Source organism: Rhodococcus sp. JS3073 (assembly GCF_026810085.1).
Classification (GTDB): Bacteria; Actinomycetota; Actinomycetes; order Mycobacteriales; family Mycobacteriaceae; genus Rhodococcus_F; species Rhodococcus_F wratislaviensis.
This window is the reverse complement of record NZ_CP113951.1, coordinates 2,831,753-2,851,700: the sequence shown is the minus strand read 5'-3', so window position 1 is coordinate 2,851,700 and position 19,948 is coordinate 2,831,753. Positions and strand designations below refer to the sequence as shown.

Annotated in this window: 15 protein-coding genes; 11 read left to right on the top strand and 4 right to left on the bottom strand. The window is 70.0% G+C overall.

What is annotated here, in order from left to right:
• Positions 1-11: 11 nt before the first annotated feature.
• The 7 genes from OYT95_RS12775 to OYT95_RS12745 all read left to right on the top strand — a co-directional run bounded on the left by OYT95_RS12775 (position 12) and on the right by OYT95_RS12745 (position 5,293).
• Positions 12-299, top strand: a complete 288-nt coding sequence (locus tag OYT95_RS12775; RefSeq protein WP_037230658.1) for a PLDc N-terminal domain-containing protein — start codon at positions 12-14, stop codon at positions 297-299.
• A gap of 56 nt (positions 300-355) precedes the next feature.
• Positions 356-769 carry a DUF1707 SHOCT-like domain-containing protein gene (locus OYT95_RS12770; RefSeq protein WP_037230657.1) on the top strand — a complete coding sequence of 138 codons (414 nt, stop codon included), beginning with the start codon at positions 356-358 and terminating at the stop codon, positions 767-769.
• 107 nt (positions 770-876) lie between these two features.
• Positions 877-1,467 (top strand): PepSY domain-containing protein, encoded by a 591-nt coding sequence (locus OYT95_RS12765; RefSeq protein ID WP_268791607.1) that lies wholly within the window; start codon positions 877-879, stop codon positions 1,465-1,467.
• Between the two features lie 92 nt (positions 1,468-1,559).
• Complete coding sequence (locus OYT95_RS12760; protein ID WP_268791606.1) at positions 1,560-2,213, top strand: DUF998 domain-containing protein; 654 nt, start codon at positions 1,560-1,562, stop codon at positions 2,211-2,213.
• Positions 2,214-2,729: 516 nt separating this feature from the next.
• Entirely contained in the window at positions 2,730-3,359 is a 630-nt protein-coding gene (locus tag OYT95_RS12755; RefSeq protein WP_037230654.1) for a TetR/AcrR family transcriptional regulator, read from the top strand.
• 22 nt (positions 3,360-3,381) lie between these two features.
• Positions 3,382-4,803: an adenylosuccinate lyase gene (gene purB, locus OYT95_RS12750; RefSeq protein ID WP_005244448.1), complete on the top strand. Its 1,422-nt coding sequence runs from the start codon at positions 3,382-3,384 to the stop codon at positions 4,801-4,803.
• Positions 4,804-4,879: 76 nt separating this feature from the next.
• Positions 4,880-5,293, top strand: a complete 414-nt coding sequence (locus OYT95_RS12745; RefSeq protein WP_268791605.1) for an HIT family protein — start codon at positions 4,880-4,882, stop codon at positions 5,291-5,293.
• 39 nt (positions 5,294-5,332) lie between these two features.
• Here the strand turns inward: OYT95_RS12745 and OYT95_RS12740 are convergent, their stop codons facing one another.
• Positions 5,333-6,076 (bottom strand): NRDE family protein, encoded by a 744-nt coding sequence (locus tag OYT95_RS12740; protein ID WP_268791604.1) that lies wholly within the window; start codon positions 6,074-6,076, stop codon positions 5,333-5,335.
• 98 nt (positions 6,077-6,174) lie between these two features.
• Here OYT95_RS12740 and OYT95_RS12735 point away from each other — a divergent pair, with 98 nt between their 5' ends.
• The 3 genes from OYT95_RS12735 to OYT95_RS12725 are packed head-to-tail and all read left to right on the top strand — an operon-like array spanning position 6,175 to position 8,274.
• On the top strand, positions 6,175-6,654 hold the full coding sequence (locus tag OYT95_RS12735) for a MarR family winged helix-turn-helix transcriptional regulator (protein WP_268791603.1): 480 nt from the start codon (positions 6,175-6,177) through the stop codon (positions 6,652-6,654).
• A complete protein-coding gene (locus OYT95_RS12730) occupies positions 6,651-7,496 on the top strand; it encodes an ABC transporter ATP-binding protein (RefSeq protein WP_268791601.1) in 846 nt (281 codons plus the stop codon). Before OYT95_RS12735 ends, OYT95_RS12730 begins: the two co-directional genes overlap by 4 nt.
• Positions 7,456-8,274, top strand: coding sequence for an ABC transporter permease (locus OYT95_RS12725; protein ID WP_128639948.1), 819 nt, complete (start codon positions 7,456-7,458; stop codon positions 8,272-8,274). Before OYT95_RS12730 ends, OYT95_RS12725 begins: the two co-directional genes overlap by 41 nt.
• A 10-nt stretch (positions 8,275-8,284) precedes the next feature.
• Here OYT95_RS12725 and OYT95_RS12720 read toward each other — a convergent pair whose 3' ends face one another.
• The 3 genes from OYT95_RS12720 to OYT95_RS12710 are packed head-to-tail and all read right to left on the bottom strand — an operon-like array spanning position 8,285 to position 11,882.
• Positions 8,285-9,937, bottom strand: coding sequence for a (2,3-dihydroxybenzoyl)adenylate synthase (locus OYT95_RS12720; protein WP_268791600.1), 1,653 nt, complete (start codon positions 9,935-9,937; stop codon positions 8,285-8,287).
• Between the two features lie 35 nt (positions 9,938-9,972).
• On the bottom strand, positions 9,973-10,743 hold the full coding sequence (locus OYT95_RS12715; protein ID WP_268791599.1) for an SDR family oxidoreductase: 771 nt from the start codon (positions 10,741-10,743) through the stop codon (positions 9,973-9,975).
• Positions 10,740-11,882: an isochorismate synthase gene (locus tag OYT95_RS12710; RefSeq protein WP_268791598.1), complete on the bottom strand. Its 1,143-nt coding sequence runs from the start codon at positions 11,880-11,882 to the stop codon at positions 10,740-10,742. The genes OYT95_RS12715 and OYT95_RS12710 overlap by 4 nt, the downstream gene beginning before the upstream one ends.
• A 180-nt stretch (positions 11,883-12,062) precedes the next feature.
• Between OYT95_RS12710 and OYT95_RS12705 the strand changes: the two genes are divergently transcribed.
• Positions 12,063-19,871 carry a non-ribosomal peptide synthetase gene (locus tag OYT95_RS12705; protein ID WP_268791597.1) on the top strand — a complete coding sequence of 2,603 codons (7,809 nt, stop codon included), beginning with the start codon at positions 12,063-12,065 and terminating at the stop codon, positions 19,869-19,871.
• The last annotated feature ends 77 nt before the right edge of the window (positions 19,872-19,948 follow it).

Sequence of the window (19,948 nt, the reverse complement as noted above, 5' to 3'; positions counted from 1 at the left end):
GGAGAACGGCGATGCTGTACGTCGCGTTGTTCGCATTCGTGTTGTGGGTCCTGTGCTTCGCCGACGCCATCACCACCGACGACGACCAGTTCCGGAACCTCTCGAAGGAGGGCTGGCTGGTGATCGTGCTGCTGCTTCCGCTCGTCGGTTCGGTGCTGTGGCTCGTCGTCGGGCGGCCGCAGAAGGACCCGGGCGATCGGCTGCCCGCCGACCCGGAGGAAGCCGAGTTCGTGCGGCGATGCCGGGAACGGGCCGAGGAGCAGCGCCGGGAAGGTTTCCACGGGCGCGACCAGGAGTAGAGGGCCTACACTGTGGCTAGGATTACAGTGTTACACACCGGCCCTGAGGCGACGACATGAGCGACATCAGTCATCCACAGCCACCCGTTCCCGGCGGAGTCCGCATCGGGACCGTGGAACGGGAGCAAGCCGCGGCGGCACTCGCCGAACATTTCGCAGCCGGACGGCTCGAGACCGACGAGTTCGACGCGAGGGTGCGCCAGGCGTACCTCGCCAAGACCGCAGCCGACCTCACGCCGCTCTTCGCGGACCTTCCGGACAAGCAGCGCTTCGCACCCGAACCCGATCGCGTACGACGCGATCCGGGACGGGAGGCAGCGGCGTTGCGGACACTGGTGTTCGTGGTGGCCGTGCTCGCCGCGATCCTGTGGGTCGCCCTTGTCCGCGTCCCCCCGCTCGTCTTCCTGCCCATCGTCTGGCTCGTGCTGGCCCGGCGCGGCTTCGGCAGGCGGTCGTGCCGGGCGTGGTGACGCCCTGATTCGGACCGGCGAGAACTGCTGAAAACTACCGCGAGGTCGGTTGTCGCTCCCGTACTCTGACAGGCAGGTCCACGCCGTCGAGCGATCGAGGAGCCACGATGACCACCAGAATTGTGCGATGTGCGAGCCTGATTCCGATTGTCGCGGCCTCCGCGCTGCTGCTGGGCGGATGCGGTTCCGACAGCAGTGACACCTCGTCGACATCTGCCAGCGCCACGGCGTCGGCCACGGCCACGACGGCTGCGCCGACAACGACGGGCACCGCGGCGGCGTCGGCGGTCGGCAAGCAGCAGGCGGAGCAGATCGCTGTGGCGACGGTCCCGGGCGGCACGGTCGTGAACTCCGAGGAACAGCAGCGGGACGGTAAGACGGTGTGGCACGTCCACATCCGCGATGCCAAGGGCTGGGACTACGACGTGAACGTCGACGCGGCGACCGGCGCGGTGGTGCCCGACAGTCAGAATCGGGAGACCACCGCGACACCCGCACCCCCCGCCGGCGGAGCGGTGACCCAGGAGCAGGCGGAGCAGATCGCCGTCGCGACGGTGCCGGGCGGCACGGTCGCGAACGCCGAACAGCAGCAGCGGGACGGTAAGGCGGTGTGGCACATCCACATCCGCGATGCCAAGGGCTGGGACTACGACGTGAACGTCGACGCGTCGACCGGAGCCGTCCTGCCCGACAACTGACCGCAGTGGGTAGAACGACCCATGTGACCGCCTCGGGAAGATGGGTACGTTGCCCGATGCCCGGGCGGTGACGGCGCTCTAGCGTCGATGCCATGGTCATGACGTCAGTTCTCGTGTCGCGCCACGGCTTCCAGCGGTGGTCGGCCCATGCGGGCGTGGCGGGTCCGCTGCTGTTCACCGCGGGGTTCGTCGCCCAGGAGACATTCCTCCGGGACGACTACAGCCCGATCGCCGACCCGATCAGCGCTCTCGAGGCGGACCCGACCGGGTGGCTCCAGCAGCTGAACTTCCTGGCTTTCGCCGCGCTACTGCTGATCTTCGCGGCCGGACTGCACCGCGGTATCGCGGCGACGCGATTCGGCTGGGCAGGACCGGCTCTGCTCGGCGCCGCGGCGGTGGGGCTGGTCCTCGCCGCCGTGTTTCCGTTGCGTGAGGATCAGGCCGGGAACGCCTACGACCCCGGCAACCATGTGATCGCGGGTGTCACATTCTTCTCCTGCAGCGCGCTGGCGCTTCTGGTGCTGTCGCGCCGGTTCGCCGCCGATCCGCGGTGGCGCGGCCTGGCGCGGTACGTCGGGGTCGCCGGGGTGGTCGGTCTGGGCTGTTTCGTGATGCTGGGCCGGTTCGCGATGCCGGAGGGTGCCCCACTGCACGACGTCGCCGGGCTTCTCCAGCGATTCACTCTTCTCGCCGTGACGTTCCCCGCGCTGCTGACGATCGCCCTGCGGCTCCGTCGCCTCGCCTGAGGTCAGGGAGTCGTGAACGTCGGCGCCCGTACCTGTTCGAGGCAACTCGTGTTGCCACCCGCAGATCCGCGACGTCGGCGGCGTTCGCGGTGGCGTCGTAGGTCCCGAGGTCGTAGCCGCCGCCTGCCACGCGTCGCGGCCACGACCGGGTGGCCTGGACGTCGAGCGGTGCGGTTGCCGGATCGAGCGGGCTCAGACCTGTCTGAGCCATCTGGAACTCGTCGATCCCGGGGCACCCGGACCTCCCGTGAGATAGACGAGCGGGTCGGGTCGCGGAGTCGGAGACGTGGCAGCCGGCCGCGTCACGGCGAGGTCCGGATCCGGTGTCGAGGCACCCCGGGATCCGCACGCCGACACCAGGCCGATCGGCGCCATCGCCGCACATCCCAGGGCCGGCATCCGCACCGACACCGGCATGGTTGCGACGCGACGCGGGTGGACTGAACCGCCCACATACTTCGGGGTCTGTCGTCCAATTTGCCCTGGTTCGGCGCCCGCGGCTGGCAGGATGAATTGGTGTCATCTGCGGCAACTCCGAAGGGCGAACGGCGCCGACAGGCGCTGGTCGAGGCTGCCGCCGATCTCTTGCTCGAGGGTGGATTCGACGCAGTCCGGCACCGTTCGGTGGCCACCCGGGCCGACCTTCCGCTCGCGTCGACCACCTACTACTTCGAGTCGCTGGACGACCTGATCGCGAAGGCCGTCGAACGCAACGGCGACCGCGACCTCGCGGTCATGCGCAGCCGCGTCGACGACGTCACGCACCGGCGCCGCGGCCGGGAATCCACCGTCGACCTCCTCCTCGACCTCCTCGTCGGTCCGGCCCTGATCAGTGAGGACTGCCGCGAGCGGCTCATCTCCCGGTACGAGCGGTTCACGGCCTGCGCGCGTCGCCCCGAACTGCGCGAGGTGCAGTCGCGGTTGCGGGCGCAACTCGACGACGTACTCACCGAGGCCCTGCGACGCTCCGACCGCGACGTCCGGCAGGAGCAACTCCGGCGGCTCGTCGCCGTCGTCGACGGAGCCCTCGTGACCGCCCTCGGCGAACACGACCCCGACCTGCGGGCCCTCGCCCGGGCCATGCTGCTCGACGTCGTCGACGTCGTCGCGCCCGCCCTGGACCGGCCGGACCACGTCGAGCTGTAGCACCGCCGTAAACTGAGGACTCGTGAGCCGCATCCCGAACGTCCTTGCCAACCGTTACGCCAGCCCCGAACTCGTCGAGTTGTGGTCGCCCGAGCACAAGATCGTCCTCGAGCGTCAGCTGTGGCTCGCCGTGCTGCGGGCCCAGGCGGAACTCGGGATCGACGTGCCGGCCGAGGCGCTCGCCGACTACGAGCGGGTGCTCGAGCAGGTCGACCTCGACTCCATCGCCGACCGTGAGCGCGTCACGCGCCACGACGTGAAGGCCCGCATCGAGGAGTTCAACGCACTCGCCGGGCACGAGCAGGTTCACAAGGGTCTGACCAGCCGCGACCTCACCGAAAACGTCGAGCAGCTGCAGATCCTGCGGTCGCTCGAACACGTCCACGCACACGGTGTCGCGGTCGCCGCCCGGCTCGCCGAGCGGGCCGCCGAATACGGCAGCCTCGTCATGGCAGGCCGGTCGCACAACGTCGCTGCGCAGGCGACCACGCTGGGTAAGCGGTTCGCGTCCGCCGCCGACGAACTGCTCGTCGCGCTCACCCGGCTGCGCGAGCTGATCGACCGCTACCCGCTGCGCGGCATCAAGGGCCCCATGGGCACCGCGCAGGACATGCTCGACCTCCTCGACGGCGACGCGTCGAAGCTGGAGGCGCTCGAGCAGAAGGTCGCCGAGCACCTCGGCTTCTCCCACGTGTTCACGAGCGTCGGGCAGGTGTACCCGCGGTCGCTGGACCACGACGTGCTGTCCGCGCTGGTGCAGGTGGCGGCCGGGCCGTCGTCGTTCGCCCACACCATCCGCCTGATGGCCGGACACGAACTGGTCACCGAGGGCTTCCAGCCCGGCCAGGTCGGGTCGTCGGCGATGCCGCACAAGATGAACACCCGTTCCTGCGAGCGTGTCAACGGACTGCAGGTGGTGCTGCGCGGGTACGCCTCCATGGCGGCCGAGTTGGCGGGCGCGCAGTGGAACGAGGGCGACGTGTTCTGCTCGGTGGTGCGCCGCGTCGCGCTGCCGGACGCGTTCTTCGCGATCGACGGACTGATCGAGACGTTCCTGACGGTGCTCGCCGAATTCGGCGCCTACCCCGCCGTCATCGAGAAGGAACTCACCCGGTACCTGCCGTTCCTCGCCACGACCAAGGTCCTGATGGCCCTGGTGCGGGCCGGAGTGGGCCGGGAGACGGCGCACGAGGTCATCAAGGAACACGCCGTCGCAGTCGCGCTGGCGATGCGTGAGGAGGGCAGGGAGCCCGACCTCCTCGACCGCCTGGCCGCCGACGACCGACTGCCCCTCGACCGTGCCGCCCTCGATGAGGCCCTCGCCGACAAGAAGGCGTTCATCGGTGCCGCCGAGTCGCAGGTCGCCACGGTCGTGGCGCAGGTGCAGAAGCTCGTCGACGCCAACCCCGAGGCGGCCGCCTACCAGCCGTCCCCGATCCTGTAGGCGGCTTCGCCGCCCGTGCGTGGTTGACGAGTGCAGGCACTCGTCAACCACGCACAAGCACCGGAGGTGCCTACCCGTGAACTGCATTTTCTGCGAGATCGTGTCGGGCCGATCCGACGCCAGCATCGTGCACGAGAACGACGACGTGATGGCGTTCATGGACATCCGGCCGTGGACTTCCGGACACCTGCTGGTGGTCCCGAGGCGGCATGCGAGCGGGCTCGCCGACCTCGACCCGGGCGACGGCGCGGCAGTGTTCGCGGTGGGGCAGCGCATCGCGACCGCACTGCGCCACGGGCCGATGCGCGCTCAGGGCGTCAACCTGTTCCTGGCCGACGGGATCGCCGCCGGCCAGGAGGTCTTCCACGTTCACCTGCACGTCGTTCCCCGGACGGCCGGTGACGGGTTCGGGCTGCGCGGTATGCCGAAGTCTCCGAGCCGGGTCGCGCTCGATCAGACGGCGGGCGTCATCCGTTCCTCCCTCACCTGACACGTGAGTGGCAAAGCGTGCGGGAGCACACTTTGCCACTCACGTGGGGAGGGGGCCGTTCTCGTCGAACCGTCGTTCGGTGACGTCGAAGGTGCCGTCCGACCTCACCCGCAGCAGAGTGGACGCCCGCGTCCCGTAGTCGCGGTAGTGAATGAACCGGGACGACAGGGCGCGTTCGAGTTCGGGCTCGATGCCCGTGTCGGGCAGCGAGTCCCACGGTGCAGGATCGCTGTCGGCGAGCACGTCGAAGTACGCCCCCGGATCTGCATCGGGGCTGCCGTCGTCGGCGGCGAGCGCGGCGGCGAACGCCTGTTTGCCACCGGTCACCTTCGGCCATGGGGTGTCGAGTTCGGCGTTGGACAGGCCGTGGACGCCGGGTTCCACCCGCTGCCGGCGACCGTGGGGCCGGTTGGTGGCCCACCACAGTTCCGCGGGGTCGCCGACGAGCAGGTTGAAACTGCCGTACTCGGCGCCCGTCGCGGCCACCTGCTCGGCATAGTCGGCGGGGGACAGACGACCGCGGAGGTAGTCGACGGGCAGGGACCCCCGGGACCGTGCCCCGGTCGAGGGGGCGCCGTTGCGGACGTTGGTGACGGCCGCGAATCGCAGGGAGTCGGCGATTCCCATCCAGGTGCCGCCGGCGAGGAGATCGCGGCCCGCGAGGAACCCGTCGTCCCACCTGCTCAGCGGTTCGGTGGGGCGGGCGTAGAACTCGTCGCGGTTGGCCGCGACGACGAGGGGGAGATCGGGGCGGGTATGCCAGGCGAACAGGACCAGGCACATGCAGATATCTCCTCGTCACCTCGATCATCCGAACTCGGTTTGCACGCCCGAGCGTAGCCGCCCTCGTAATACCTCTGAAACAGAGCTATATTGTTTTCATGGCACAGAACGAGTCGCCTGCCGAACAGCTCTTCGCCGCAATCGGATTGCTGCGCAGGCACACGCGCCGCCGGGTCGGGCGGCCGTGGCCGGAGACGCCGTTGACGGGGTCGCAGGTGGAGTTGGTGCGTCTGCTCCGCCGCAGGCCCGGCACGTCCGTCGCGGAGGCCGCGGCGGCCCTGGGCCTCGCGGCGAACACCGTCTCCACCCTCGTGCGGCAACTCACGGACGCCGGGCTGGTCGAACGAGTGCGGGACGAGTCCGATCGCCGCGTCGCCCGCCTGGCGCTCACCGACGACGCCCGGGCCCAGGTCGAGCGTTGGCGCGACCGCCGCAACATCGAGGTCGCCGTCGCATTCGACGGACTGAGTGCCGAGGACAGGAAGGCCATCGAATCCGCCATACCCGCCATCACCCGCCTCGCCGGAGCACTCCACCCGGACCAGGCCGGGCCGAGCGATCAGGAGGTCGTCAGATGATGTTTCGCAGGGCGCAGACCGCCGCACGACAGCGACCATCCGGCGACGCACTGGAACTGTCGCACGTGACCTACTCGTTCGGGGACCACACCGCGGTGAAGGACCTGAGCCTCGTGATCGCGGCGGGGGAGTGCTTCGGCCTTCTCGGCCCCAACGGGGCGGGGAAGACCACCACGATCCGGCTGCTCAACACGCTCCTTCCGCTGCAGGGCGGTGACGTGAGCATCTTCGGGTTCGACGTGCGCACCCGGGCCATGGCTGTTCGACGGCTGCTCGGGTATGTGCCGCAACAGTTGTCGATCGAAGGCGCCCTGACCGCCCGGGAGAACGTGTCCTGGTTCGCCCGCCTCTACGACGTGCCCCGGTCCGAACGTCGGCGCCGGGTGGACGAGGTGCTGGAGATGGTGGATCTCGCCGACGTCGCCGACCGGGTGGCGTCGAGTTTCTCGGGCGGCATGGCCCGGCGCCTCGAACTCGCGCAGGCGTTGGTCAACCGGCCGTCGTTGCTGGTGCTCGACGAACCGACGGTCGGGCTGGATCCGGTCGCGCGGGATTCGGTGTGGACCCGCGTCACCGAGATGCAGAAGCAGTACGGGATGACGGTCCTGCTCACCACCCACTACATGGAAGAGGCCGAGGCGCTGTGTGATCGGGTCGCGTTGATGCACCGCGGCGAACTGCGGGCGGTCGGTTCCCCATCGGGACTCGTCGCCGAACTGGGGCCCGACGCGACGCTCGACGACGTCTTCCGCCACTTCACCGGTGACAGTCTCACCGCCGACGAGAAGGGAGGGCTCCGGGATGTCCGTAGCGCCCGCCGCACTGCCCGCCGTCTGGGCTGAACCGCCGACCCGGGGTGTGCTCCGGTTGCTGTCGCGGATCGTCACGTTCTGTCTGGTGGAGTTGCAGAAGCTCCGCCACGACCGCACCGAGTTGGTGACGCGTGCGATCCAGCCGATTCTGTGGCTGGTCATCTTCGGGGAGACGTTCAGCCGCATCCGCGCGATCCCGACCGGCGACGTCCCCTACCTGGACTACCTGGCGCCGGGCATCATCGCCCAGTCGGCGCTCTTCGTCGCGATCTTCTACGGCATCCAGATCATCTGGGAACGCGACGCCGGGGTCCTGACCAAACTCCTCGTGACTCCCACTCCGCGTGCGGCTCTCGTGACGGGCAAGGCGTTCGCGGCCGGTGTTCGCGCGGTGGCCCAGGCCGTGGTCGTCGTGGTCGTGGCGGCGCTGCTCGGCGTCGGAATGACGTGGAATCCGGTGCGTCTTCTCGGTGTCGTCGTGGTCGTGGTGCTGGGAGCGGCGTTCTTCTCGTGCCTGTCGGTGGCCATCGCCGGGGTAGTGCTCAAACGCGACCGGCTGATGGGGATCGGCCAGGCGATCACGATGCCGCTGTTCTTCGCGTCGAACGCGCTGTACCCGGTGGAACTCATGCCGGGGTGGGTCCAGGCGATCAGCCGGGTCAACCCCCTGAGTTACGAAGTGTCCGCACTCAGGGGGCTGCTGATCGGCCAGCCCACGAACTACTGGCTGGACTTCGGGGTGCTCGTGGCGGCCGCGGTGCTCGGGATCGCCGTCGCGTCCGCGCTGCTGGGGAGACTGTCCCGATAGCCGGGTCGAGTTACGAAGTCACAAAGGTCTTCTCCAGTGCCCGGCGCAGGTCGGACTTGCTGATCTTGCCGACACCGGTGACCGGGAACTCGTCGACGAACACCACCTTGTCCGGCACCTTGTAGTCGGCGAGTCCGCGGCCGCGGACGAACTTCTTGAGTTCGACGGCCTTCGGCTGCTCACCCTGGACCACGACGAACGCGCAACTCCGCTCGCCGAGATACGGGTCGGGCATCGACACCACCGCGACGTCGGCGACGGCGGGGTGTGCGAGCAGATGGTTCTCGACCTCTTCCGCAGCCACCTTCTCGCCGCCGCGGTTGATCTGATCCTTCGCGCGGCCCTCGACGACGAGGTAGCCGTCGTCCGTGAGCCGGACGATGTCGCCGGTTCGGTAGTAGCCGTCCTCGGTGAACGCCGTCGAATTGTGTTCGGGGGCCCGGTAATACCCGCGGATGGTGTACGGGCCGCGGGTGAGTAGATGACCGGCCGTGCCGTTCGGGACGGGCTCGCCCCGGTCGTCGACGACCCGGACCTCGTCGTCGGGACTGATCGGCCTGCCCTGGGTGGTGACGATCGTGTCTTCCGGGTCGTCGAGCCGGGTGTAGTTGACCAGTCCCTCCGCCATCCCGAAGACCTGCTGCAGCGTGCACCCGAGTTCGGGACGCACCCGCTTCGCGGCCTCGGCGCTGAACTTGGCACCGCCCACCTGCAGCACCTCGAGGCTCGAGAGGTCGCGTTCCGTGCGACCACTGGCGGCCAGCCATGCCAACGCGAGCGGCGGCACCAGCGACGCAATCGTGACGCCCTCCTTCTCGATGAGCGCGAACGCGGTGTCGGGACTCGGATCCGGCGCGAGCACCACCCGACCACCGGCGTGCAGCACGCCGAGGATGCCCGGTGAGCTCATCGGAAAATTGTGCGCCGCAGGCAGAACGACGAGCATGCGGGTGCTCTCGTCGATGCCGCAGATGCGGTCCGATTCGCGCACCGAGTACAGGTAGTCGGTGTGCGTGCGCGGGATCAGCTTCGACACCCCGGTGGTTCCGCCCGAGAGCTGCAGGAACGCCACCGATTCCGGACCCACCGCCGGCCCGTCCGAGATCGGTTCCGCCGCCCGGAGTTCGTCGAGTGACGTGAACTCCTCCGCGTCTCCTGCCACGATGATCCGGGGCGGATTCTCGGCCGAGGACACCACGTCGCGGGCGAGGGTGCGGTAGTCGAATCCGGCGTGCGTATCGGTGACGACGTAGGCCGCGGCGTCGGTGAAGCTGCAGAAGTAGGAGATCTCCTGGGTGCGGTGCGCGGGCAGCGCGAACACCGGCAGTGCGCCGAGCCGGAAGACCGCGAAGATCACCTCGACGTACTCGACGATGTTCGGCAACTGCACCACGACCCGGTCGCCGGGCTGCACCCCCGACGACTGCAGCCCGGCGGCGAGCCGGTCGGCGCGGTCGGACAGTTCCCGGTAGGTGAGGGCGCGGTCGGCCCCGGACGCGTCCGGTCCGGTCACGGCGATCGCGTCCCCGAATTGCTCGGCGCGGGCGCCCAGGAACTGCTGGAACGTCTCGTCCGTCCAGTACCCGGCGTCGCGGTAGCGTGCGGCGAGGGCGGCGGGGTAGCCGGTGGTGGTCTCCAGGGGAGCGCGAACGCTCGTGGTCATCGAAAGTCCTTTCACGGGCATGGCTGTTCGGGTCGTCAGGCTCGGAGGGTAGCGCCGCCGTCGACGTAGAGGGCCTGCATGGTGATGTGACGCGCCCGCTCCGACAGGAGGAACTCGACGGAGTCCGCGATGTCGGCGGCGTCGGCGATGCGGCCCAGCGGGATTCCGACCTTGTACGAGCCCAGGTCGCCGTCGATCGCTCCGCGCGCTCCGGTGTCGTCGGCGGGGTCCGACCACAGCGAACGCTGCATGGCGGTGTCCGTCGAGCCGGGGGCGACGATGTTGGCGCGGATACCGTATTCGGCCAGTTCGAGGCCGAGTACCCGGACGATCATCGAGACGGCGGCCTTGGACGCGCCGTACGCGCCCATGCCGGTGCGGGGGACTCCCGCGGCGTTGGAACCGACCACGACGATGGAACCGGCTGCACGCTCGCGCATTCCGGTGCCGACCGCCCGTAGCACGTTGACGAGCCCGGTGACGTTGACGTCGAACACGCGCTGCCAGCTCTCGGGGTCGGCGTCGAGCACCGAACCGGTCTCGAGCACACCCGCCACGTGCGCGAGTGCGGTGATGGGGCCGTGCTCGTCCTCGATCCGTCGGACGGTGTCGGTGACGGCGTCGGTGTCGCGGATGTCGGTGACGGCGGTGCTGAGCGGCGCGGTGCCGAGCAGTGCCGCGGTGGCGGCGAGGCCGTCGGCGTCACGATCGAGCAGTACCAGGCGGTGACCGGACCGCGACAGCGTGACGGCCGTGGCCCGCCCGATGCCCTGGGCCGCCCCGACGACCAGTGTCGTGCCGCTCATCGGGTGAGCCCCAGCGCGGCGAGGACGGTGCCCAGTTTGGTTGTGGTCTCGGCGAGTTCGTCGTCCGGTTCGGATGCGGCGACGATGCCGCCGCCAGCGTACGCCGTGACGGTGGTGCGGTCGGCGTCGATCTGCGCGCATCGGATGGTGACCATCCATTCGCCGTCACCGTCGGCGTCGGCCCAGCCCACGGCGCCGGCGTAGAAGCCGCGGTCGCCCTCGAGTTCGCCGATCAGCGCACGCGCGGCGTCGGTGGGTGTGCCGCACACGGCCGGGGTCGGGTGCACGGCGACGGCGAGGTCCAGTGCAGTCACCGAGCGGTCCCGCAGCCGTCCCGACACGGGCGTGCCGAGATGCCACAGTTGCGGTGTGCTGGTGAGGGTGGGCCGGTCGGGGATGTCGAGTTCGGTGCAGAACGGCTCGAGGCTCGCGCGCAGTGCCTCGACGACGAGGGCGTGTTCGCGCAGGTTCTTCTCCGACGACGCGAGGTTTTCCGAAGTCAGCCGGTCGATCTCGGGATCGGTGTGCCGGGGAGCGGATCCGGCGAGAGGATGGCAGGTCACGGTGTCGCCGCGGCGGCGGATGAGCACCTCGGGACTCGAGCCGACGAGGTGCCGTCCCGACCAGCCGGTGCCTGCGGCGCTCAGATCGACGCTGAAGCCGTTGCCGCCGAGGTCGTTCGCCACCAGCTGCGCGAGTAGAGCGTGCGGATGCAGCGGTTCGTCGGCGTGCAGGACGACCGATCGGGCGAGCACCACCTTGTGTAGTGCGGCCTCGGGTTCCCGCAGCACGTGAATGGCGGCGGCGACCCGGGAAATGTGCTCGTTCTCCGGGGGAATCGCCTCACCGGCGCGCACGTGCGGAAGGGTCTGCAGACGAGGGGTCCAGCTTCCCGGGTGATGACGCAGCGTCTGTGGTGCGATCAGCGCGGCGGGATGTGACGGGTCGAAGGCGAGCGCGCCGACCACCGACGTCGCGGTGCCGCTCCGCAGGGCCGCGGCGGCGTCGCGGGCGGAGTCGTAACCGGTGCGGATGCCGTCGGCGATCACGGTGCCGTGCGGGCGGGAGAGAGCGAACGGCGCGCCCGGCGGGAGGTCCGCCGAAGTCTCTGCGGACTCGGCAACGGCCGTCGATTCCATGTGTGATCACCTCTCGATTACGGACAACTCGGACACTCGTCACGGTGGGGGCACCGCGACCCAGACCTTATACGGTAAGGCTAACCTTTGGTATTGTTCCCTCTCGCCCGGCGCTCGCTTCGCAGGCCGTGATGTCCATTCGGACAGTTGAATTCGTCACCAAGAAGAGGATGTCAATTCATGTCGACCGCAGCAGTGCCCTTGACACGTGCCCAGTCGGGCGTATGGTTCGCCCAGCAGTTGACCCCGGACAACCCCGTGTTCAACACGGCGGAGTGCATCGAACTGCGGGGATCCGTCGACCTGGCCGCTGCTGCCCGTGCCGTTCGCGGCGCCGCAGACGACGCGGAGGTTCTCACCGCCGGGTTCGGAGTGGAATCCGACGGAACGGTGCTCCAGTATCCGGGAGCCCGCCCGCTCGCCGAGCCCGGGCGCGTCGATCTGAGCCACTCCGAGGATCCGTGGGCCGCCGCGCAGCAGTGGATGGCCGACGACGTCGCCGGAGTCATCGACCCGCTCGCCGACCCGTGTGTGCGTGCCGCCCTGCTCGTTCTCGCCGACGACTGGGTGATCGTCTACCTCTGCGTCCACCACCTGGTGATCGACGCGTACGGATTCGGCCTCTTCACCCGGCGGATCGCCGAGCGCTACACCGCCGACATTCGCGGCGCCGACGTGCCGGCGTCGAAGTTCACCCCGGTCGGGCCGGTCGTGCAGGAGGAACTCGACTACCGCGACACCCCCGAGTTCCTCACCGACCGCGAATTCTGGTCCGGCTACCTGGCCGACGTCGACGAGGCCGTCCTCCTCGGCGGGGAGAGCGCCGACCCGGACGACGTGTCCGGGGGGATCGCCCGCCGGTCCCGCGCCGCGCGATGGACGCTCACCGCCGACCAGCAGCGCGGACTCAGCGCGGTCGGCAAAGCACTGTCGGCCAGCTGGGGTGACGTGGTCACCGCGACCGTCGGCGCGTACCTGCGGGCCGCCACCGGCCGTTCCGACCTCACCATCGGCTTCCCGGTGATGAACCGTCTCGGCAGCGCGTCGATGGGCGTGCCCATGTCCGCGGTGAATGTCGTTCCGCTGCGGTTGCAGCCGACGGCCGCGCACACCCTCGGCGATCTGATCGGGGACGTCCGCTCGGCAGTGGCCGACTGCCGGTCCCACTACCGGTACCGCGGCGAGGACATTCAGCGTGACCTGCGGCTTCCCGCGGGTTCCCGCGGTGTGATCGGGCCGTCGATCAACGTCAAACCGTTCGGAGATCGGCTGCTGTTCGGCGACATTCGCGGTGGGGTGCACTCGGTGGCGCGCGGGCCGTTGCAGGACTTCATGGTGACGGTGCGGCCACTCGATGCCGTCGGTGGTCTCGAGGTCTGGGTCGACGCCGATGCCGACACGTTCACCGAGGCCGACCTCGACACGCACGCCGAACGCCTGCAACGGCTCTTCGCGGCCGTGGCCGACCTTCCGGACGGTGCCGGACCCGCGATCCCGCTGGCCCGCCTCCCGATCCTCTCCGAGGCGGAACTGCAGCGGGTGCTGCACGACTGGAATGCCTCCGACCTGCCGGTACCGCCGGGCCTGACGCTCGTCGACCTGTTCCACGCCGTCGTCGACCGTGACCCGGACGCACCCGCCGTCATCGACGCGAGCACCACGCTCACGTACGGCGAACTGGAAGCGCGGGTCGGCCGGCTGGCCCGGCACCTGCTGTCGCACGGGCTGGGCCGGCATCGCCGGGTGGCCGTCGCGCTGCCGCGGTCGGTCGACACGATCGTGGCCCTGTTCGCGGCACTCGAAGCGGGCGCGACGTGCATCCCCCTCGACCCCGACCATCCGGCCGAGCGCCTCGGTCACGTCCTCGGGGAGACGGAGCCGGGGTGCATCCTCACCGGCGGCGACGCCACCGCGCGCATCGCCGAGATCGCCGCGGCGGCAAGCCTGTCCGAGCCGGTGGCGCTGGACGACGCCGCCCTGATCGCCACGCTGACCGCGCTTCCGGGCGACCGGGTGTCCGACGTCGAACGTGGACGCCGGGTGCACGACCTCGACACCGCGTACATCATCCACACGTCGGGTTCGACCGGGCGGCCGAAGGGGGTGGAGGTGCCGCACCGCGGCGCGGTGAACCTGTTCCACAGTCACCGCCACCACGTCTTCTCCCGGGCCTGCGCGGCGGCGGGAAAGAACCGGCTGCGCGTCGGTCACGTGTGGTCGTTCTCGTTCGACGCCTCCTGGGGTCCGCATCTGTGGATGCTGGGCGGGCACTCCCTGCGCATCGTCGACGAAGTGACGCAACGTGATCCGGATCAGCTCGCGGTCCTGGCGCTCGCCGAGGGCTGGGACTTCGTGGAACTGTCACCGTCGCAGCTCGAGCAGGTGATCGACGCAGACCTGTTCCCCGCAGGGACCGTGCCGACCGTGGGATTCGGCGGCGACGCCGTCACCGACCGGCTGTGGGAGCAGCTGCGCACCAGGCACGGCGAGGCGTTCAATTTCTACGGCCCCACCGAGGGCACCGTCGACGTTCTCGTCGCCGCCGTCGCCGACAGCGCGACACCCGTGATCGGGCGGCCCGTCGCCAATCTCCGCGCCTACGTGCTGGACCACAGCCTCGCCCCGGTACCGCCGGGTGTGGACGGCGAACTCTACGTCACCGGACCGGGCGTCGTGCGCGGCTACCTCGGTGCTCCCGGACTCACGGCGGGACGGTTCGTGGCAAATCCGTTCCCGGGCGGGGAGTCCCGCATGTACCGAACCGGCGACGTCGTCCGGTGGGTGCCCGATGCGGAGGGGGACTCCGCGCAGATCGTGTACCGCGGGCGCGGCGACAACCAGGTGAAGATCCGCGGATTCCGGGTGGAACTCGGCGAGGTCGAGTCCGCGCTGACCCGGCTGCCGGGGGTGACGCGCGCTGTCGCGGTGGCCCGCACCGACAGCAGCGGAGTGTCACAACTCGTCGCGTACCTGCTGGTCGACGAGGACTCGGAGGCCGCGGCATTCGACGTCGCGGCGGCGCGGGCGCAGGTCGGCCAGTGGCTGCCCGCCTACATGGTGCCCGCCGCGTTCACCGTCCTCGATGCGCTGCCGCTCACGTCCAACGGCAAACTGGACCGGAAAGCCCTGCCGGACCCCGACTTCGGATCGCTGGTCACGTCCCGGCCGCCGTCCACCGAGCTCGAGGCCGGACTGTGCGACATCGTCGCGGAGGTGCTGGGCATCCCGTCGATCGGCATCGACGACGACTTCTTCCTGCTCGGTGGGCACTCGCTGTCCGCGGCGAAGGTGATCGCGCGGGCCCGGGACCGGCTCGGTGTGGAACTGAGTATCCGCACCGTGTTCGACAACCCGACCGTCGTGGCGATGGCCGCGCAGTGTGCCCGGGGCGTGGACGGCCCGGGGCGCGCCCCGCTGCTGCCCGTGGCACGCACCGAGACGATGCCCCTGTCCTTCGGGCAGCAGCGGCTGTGGTTCCAGTTCCTGCTGGAAGGACCCAGTCCCACCTACAACGTCCCGGTGACGATGCGGTTGCACGGCGCCGTCGACGAGACCGACCTGCGCGGTGCACTCGCCGACGTCCTCGCCCGGCACGAGACGCTGCGCACCGTCCTGACGGACATCGACGGAGTGGGCCACCAGCGCGTGCTGGCCGACATCCCCGCGCCGCTGGTCGTGGAGAACGTGACTGCGGCCGAACTCGACGAACGGCTCGTGGCCGCCGCCCGTCACGGCTTCGACCTCGAGACGGAGATCCCGATTCGGCTGCGGCTGTTCCGCGTGTCGGCGGAGGAATCGGTGCTGCTGCTGCTCGTGCACCACATCGCGAGTGACGAACTGTCCACCTCGATCCTGTTGCGCGACCTGGGTGCGGCCTACGAGGCGCGCACCGGACGGCGGACGGCCCGGCCGGAACCGCTGCCGGTCCAGTACGCCGACTTCGCGGTGTGGCAGCGAAACCTGCTCGGCGACCCGTCGGACCCGGACAGTCTGTGCGCCCGGCAGATCGGGTACTGGACCGAGCGGCTGGCGGGTCTGCCCGAGGAGCTGACACTGCCCGTCGACCGTCGCCGCGCCGCGGTCGCGACGTTCGCGGGCGCACACGTGGAGCGCACCCTCGCGCTGGAGACCGTCACCGCGCTGCGAGGCCGTGCCCGTGATGCGGGTGCGACGATGTTCATGCTCGTGCACACCGCCGTCGCGGTGGCGCTGTCGGGCAGCGGTGCGGGCGAGGACATCCCGATCGGGACACCGACCGCAGGCAGGCCGAGCACGGAACTCGACGAACTGGTCGGGTTCTTCGTCAACATGGTGGTGCTGCGCACCGACCTGTCGGGCGACCCGACGCTCGCCGAGTTGCTCGGACGCGTCCGGGCGACGGACCTGGCGGCCTACGCGCATCAGGACGTGTCGTTCGACCGTCTGGTGGAGGCCCTCAACCCGGAGCGCAGCGCCGCCCGGCACCCGCTGTTCCAGGTGCTCGTGCAGCACCAGGCGCCGCCGCCGGTCAGCCTGTTCGAGGAGTTCTCGCCGGAGGTGTCGTTCGTCTCGAACGACACGGCGATGTTCGACCTGACCTTCGACGTGATCGACGAGCCGGACGGATCGATGCGCGTGCGTGTCGATTACGCCCGCGACCTGTTCGACGCCGCCACCGCCGACGCTCTCGCTGCGCGCACCGTCCGCGTGTTCGAGGCGCTCGCCGCGGATCCGGGTGTCCGGGTATCCGCGGTGGAACTGCTGTCCGAGCAGGAGCGGTCGTGGCTTCGCCGGGGGAGCCCGGCCGCGGCAGCGGACATCGAGGACGACGCCGTCACCCTCGACGTGCTGTTCGCCCGCCAGGTGGAACGCACGCCGGACGCTCCCGCCCTCGTCGGCGGGGACCGCGAACTGACGTTTGCGGAGCTGGATGCGCACGCCAACCGGATCGCACGACACCTGGTCGGCCGCGGCGTCGGACCGGAGTCCGTGGTCGCGTTGATGCTTCCCCGCGGGATCCCGGTGATCGTCTCGATCCTTGCCGTCTGGAAGGCGGGCGGCGCCTATCTGCCACTCGATCCCGACTACCCGGCCGAGCGGCTCGCGTACATGCGAGGCGACGCGAAACCCGCACTCGTGCTAGACCAGTCGACGTTCGATGCGTGGTCGGCGGCGGCCGAGGTAACCGACGCACCGATCGCGCCGCACGAACGCGGTGGTGACACCACGCCGGACAACGCCGCATACCTGATCTACACGTCGGGTTCGACCGGGCAGCCGAAGGGCGTCGTCGTCCCGCACCGCGGTGTCGCGGCGCTGCTCGCCACGCAGCGCGAACGCACCGTCGGGGACGCGTCGGTCGAGCGACTGCGCGTGCTGCTCACCTATTCGCTGGCCTTCGACTCGTCGGTCGATCCGCTGCTGTCGATGCTCGGTGGTCACACTCTCCACCTGTTGGAGTCGGAACTGCTCGCGGACTCGGCGGGCATCGTCGACTACGTTCGGCGTCACCGTATCGACGCGGTGGACTGTGTGCCGCTTCTCATGAGCGAACTCCTCGCGGACGGGCTGATCGACGCGGCCCATCACCGTCCCAGCGTTCTCGCCGTCGGCGGCGAAGCCGTCCCCGCGGATCTGTGGACGGCGCTCGGCGACACAGCGGTGGACGGGATCCGCTCGCGAAACATGTACGGCCCCACCGAGGCCACCGTCGACGCCGCGGTCGCGGACATCCTGCCGGGCGCCCGGCCGACCATCGGCACACCCGTCGCCGGTGGGCGCGCATATGTCCTGGATCGGCGACTGCGTGCGGTGCCGCCCGGAGTGGCGGGCGAACTGTACGTCGGGGGTCCGGGCGTGACCCGCGGCTATCTCCGGCGTCCCGGGCTGAGCGCGTCGCGCTACGTGGCCGACCCGTACGGTGTGCCGGGTGAACGCCTGTACCGGACGGGCGATCTGGTGCGGTGGTCGGCGGACCGAACCCTCGAGTACGTGGGCCGCGCCGACGACCAGGTGAAGATTCGCGGATTCCGCGTCGAACTCGGTGAGATCGAGCAGGTCCTCGCCCGGTGTGCGGGGGTGGATGCCGCGGTGGTCGTGGCCCGTGAGGACGATCCCGGACGGAAACGCCTCGTGGCGTATGCGGTGGGGACCGGCCTCGACGCGGAGGCGCTGCGCGCGCATGTCGCGGCCGCGCTGCCCGACTACATGGTGCCCGCCGCGACCGTCCTGCTGGACGCACTGCCGGTGACCCCGAACGGCAAGGTGGACCGGAAGGCGCTCCCGGCGCCGGACTTCTCGGCGCTCGGCACGTCGCGGGAAGCCGCCACGGATCTCGAGCGCCGGCTGTGCGCGGTCGTCGCGGAGATCCTGCGGCTCGACACGGTCGGCCCCGACGACGACTTCTTCGTGCTCGGCGGAGACAGCATCGTCTCCATCCAGCTGGTGTCGAAGGCACGGGCTGCCGGATTGCGGTTCACCGCGCGGGACGTGTTCGAGCACAAGACCGTCGCCGGCCTCGTGCGGGTGCTGGAGATCGACGCCGGCGAGGTGGACGAGGCCGAGCTGGAAGCGTCTGCGGCGGGACGGATTCCGGCCACCCCGATCGTGCACGACCTGCTCGAGCGGGGCGGACGGTACACCCGGTTCGCGCAGTCCCGGCTGCTGACCGCGCCGGTGGGCCTGACAGCGGAGGCCCTGGAACGCGCGGTGCAGCGCGTGCTCGACGTCCACGACATGTTGCGGGCCCGATTCGACGGCACGGAATTCGACGTGCCCCCGGTCGGTGCCGTCCGGGCAGCCGACGTAGTCTCGCACGTGGACATCGGGGGCCTCGGATCCGCCGAGCGGGAGCGTGTCGTCGCGCATGTCACCGAAAGTGCATACGCTGCTGTCGATCCCGAATCCGGGGCCATGGTGCGCGTGGTGTTCTTCGACGCGGGCAGCGGCGCCGACGGCCGGGTCCTGATGGTGGTGCACCACCTGGTGGTGGACGGGGTGTCGTGGCGCATCCTGGTGCCGGACCTCGCGGCGGCCTGCGCGGGTGAACCGATTGCCCGGGCGGGCACGCCGTTCCGGCTGTGGTCGACAGGGCTCGCCGAGCAGGCCGCGGACCGCGCCGGGGAACTGCCGTTGTGGCAGCGTGCGACCGCCGGCGGCGCCCACCGGGTCCGGCTCGCGTCCGGCCCACTCGATCCGCGGCGCGACACCATCGACGCGACTGATCGGATCCGGGTGGAGGTGCCCTCCTCGGTGACCGAGGCGCTCCTGACGACGGTGCCGGAACGCTTCCACGCGAAGGTCGACGACGTGTTGCTCACGGCGCTCGCGTTGACCGCCGCCCGGCACGGCGGCGGTGCCGTCCCGGTCGATCTCGAGGGCCACGGACGCGAGGAGCAGGCCGTCCCCGGTGCGGATCTCGCCCGCACCGTCGGCTGGTTCACCACCCTGTACCCGGTGCTCCTGGACGCGCAGGGGATCGACCTCGACGATGCGTACGCCGGCGGCGCCGCGGCCGGTGACGCCCTCAAACGGATCAAGGAACAGCTGCGCGAGATACCGGACAGTGGAATCGGATTCGGCATGCTGAAGTATCTGCGCGCCGACGGGCCGGTGGTGGCCGGAGGTTCGGTGGCGCCCGAGATCGGGTTCAACTACCTGGGTCGATTCACGCTCGGTGAGACCGACGGCGGGGACTGGTCGACGGCACCGGAAGGGGCCGCGCTCGGTGGGGCCACCGACGTGGCCATGCCCGTCAGCCATGCCCTGGAGATCGGTGCGCTGACGGAGGAGTCGGAGGAAGGCCCGGTGCTGCGTGCCACCTGGGGGTACAGCCCGTCCGTGCTGTCGGAGGCGGTCGTCACCGAGCTGGCCCACGGCTGGGTCGCGGCGCTGACGGCACTCGCCGGGCACGCAGGTCTGGAGACCGCGGGCGGGTACACGCCGTCGGATCTCACTCTGGGCGAACTGGACCAGTCGGAGATCGACGAATTCGAGCTCGAATTCCAGTGACCAAGAGTTGGTAAATCGTAGGTATTGGCGAGGATGGCTGGTTCGGATAGCCTAACCAACCGAGCCCGGGCAACTGT

What these genes read in the sequence shown, in the direction of transcription:
- OYT95_RS12730 (WP_268791601.1), top strand. Translation starts at nt 6,651, where the DNA reads ATGATGTTTCGCAGGGCGCAGACCGCCGCACGACAGCGACCATCCGGC.
- OYT95_RS12775 (WP_037230658.1), top strand. Translation starts at nt 12, where the DNA reads ATGCTGTACGTCGCGTTGTTCGCATTCGTGTTGTGGGTCCTGTGCTTC.
- OYT95_RS12705 (WP_268791597.1), top strand. Translation starts at nt 12,063, where the DNA reads ATGTCGACCGCAGCAGTGCCCTTGACACGTGCCCAGTCGGGCGTATGG.
- OYT95_RS12765 (WP_268791607.1), top strand. Translation starts at nt 877, where the DNA reads ATGACCACCAGAATTGTGCGATGTGCGAGCCTGATTCCGATTGTCGCG.
- OYT95_RS12770 (WP_037230657.1), top strand. Translation starts at nt 356, where the DNA reads ATGAGCGACATCAGTCATCCACAGCCACCCGTTCCCGGCGGAGTCCGC.
- OYT95_RS12725 (WP_128639948.1), top strand. Translation starts at nt 7,456, where the DNA reads ATGTCCGTAGCGCCCGCCGCACTGCCCGCCGTCTGGGCTGAACCGCCG.
- OYT95_RS12760 (WP_268791606.1), top strand. Translation starts at nt 1,560, where the DNA reads ATGGTCATGACGTCAGTTCTCGTGTCGCGCCACGGCTTCCAGCGGTGG.
- OYT95_RS12735 (WP_268791603.1), top strand. Translation starts at nt 6,175, where the DNA reads ATGGCACAGAACGAGTCGCCTGCCGAACAGCTCTTCGCCGCAATCGGA.
- OYT95_RS12740 (WP_268791604.1), bottom strand. Translation starts at nt 6,076, where the DNA reads ATGTGCCTGGTCCTGTTCGCCTGGCATACCCGCCCCGATCTCCCCCTC.
- OYT95_RS12720 (WP_268791600.1), bottom strand. Translation starts at nt 9,937, where the DNA reads ATGACCACGAGCGTTCGCGCTCCCCTGGAGACCACCACCGGCTACCCC.
- OYT95_RS12715 (WP_268791599.1), bottom strand. Translation starts at nt 10,743, where the DNA reads ATGAGCGGCACGACACTGGTCGTCGGGGCGGCCCAGGGCATCGGGCGG.
- OYT95_RS12710 (WP_268791598.1), bottom strand. Translation starts at nt 11,882, where the DNA reads ATGGAATCGACGGCCGTTGCCGAGTCCGCAGAGACTTCGGCGGACCTC.